Origin of the sequence: Streptomyces sp. DH12 (genome assembly GCF_020873895.1) — a bacterium.
In the GTDB taxonomy this organism is placed as follows: domain Bacteria; phylum Actinomycetota; class Actinomycetes; order Streptomycetales; family Streptomycetaceae; genus Streptomyces.
The window spans coordinates 1-752 of record NZ_JAHWGT010000240.1; the positions used below are offsets into that span (position 1 = coordinate 1).

The window sequence follows — 752 nt, forward strand, 5'->3', positions numbered from 1 at the left end:
GTACAACACCGAGGTGAAGGCGGTGTTCGTGCACCACACCGACGGCGCCAACGACTACGACTGCGCGGAGTCGGCGGCGATCGTGCGGGGCATCTACGCGTACCACACCGAGGTCAACGGGTGGAACGACGTCGGCTACAACTTCCTCGTCGACAAGTGCGGCACGGTCTTCGAGGGCCGCAAGGGCGGCATCGACCGGCCCGTGCTCGGCGCCCACACCTACGGCTTCAACCGTGAGTCCGCCGGCATCGCCGTCCTCGGCGCGCACGGCACCGGCGCCGCCTCCGACGCCGCCCTGGCGTCCGTGGCGCGCGTGACGGCCTGGAAGCTCGGCCAGTACGGCGCCGACCCGGCGGGCTCCGTGATGCTCACCGCCGGCGCGACGCAGACCAACTACTTCAAGACCGCCTTCACCGCGGGCGAGCAGTACACGTTCCAGCGGGTGTCCGGGCACCGCGACGGCTTCAACACCCAGTGCCCGGGCGACGCCCTGTACGCCCAGCTGCCGACCGTCCGCACCTGGGCCGCGGGCCCCGTCGACGGGCTGCGGATCGTGTCCCTCACCGACGCGACCGCCAAGGGCTCGACGTACTACACCAAGGGCACGCCGGTGGTGCGCTGGTCGGCCACCACACCGGCCGCGCTGATCAAGAGGTACGACGTGCTCGTCGACGGCCAGTCCGTAGCCGGCACCTCCGGCGCCGGCTACGCCAAGCGGATCACCCTCACCCCCGGCAGCCACACCGTGAGCG

1 protein-coding gene is annotated in these 752 nt (G+C 71.4%); it reads left to right on the forward strand.

Going from position 1 to position 752, the window contains the following annotated elements; all coding sequences use genetic code 11:
• Positions 1 to 752 (forward strand): peptidoglycan recognition protein (locus tag LPA54_RS33780; protein ID WP_228984517.1); only part of this gene is annotated, 752 nt, incomplete at both ends.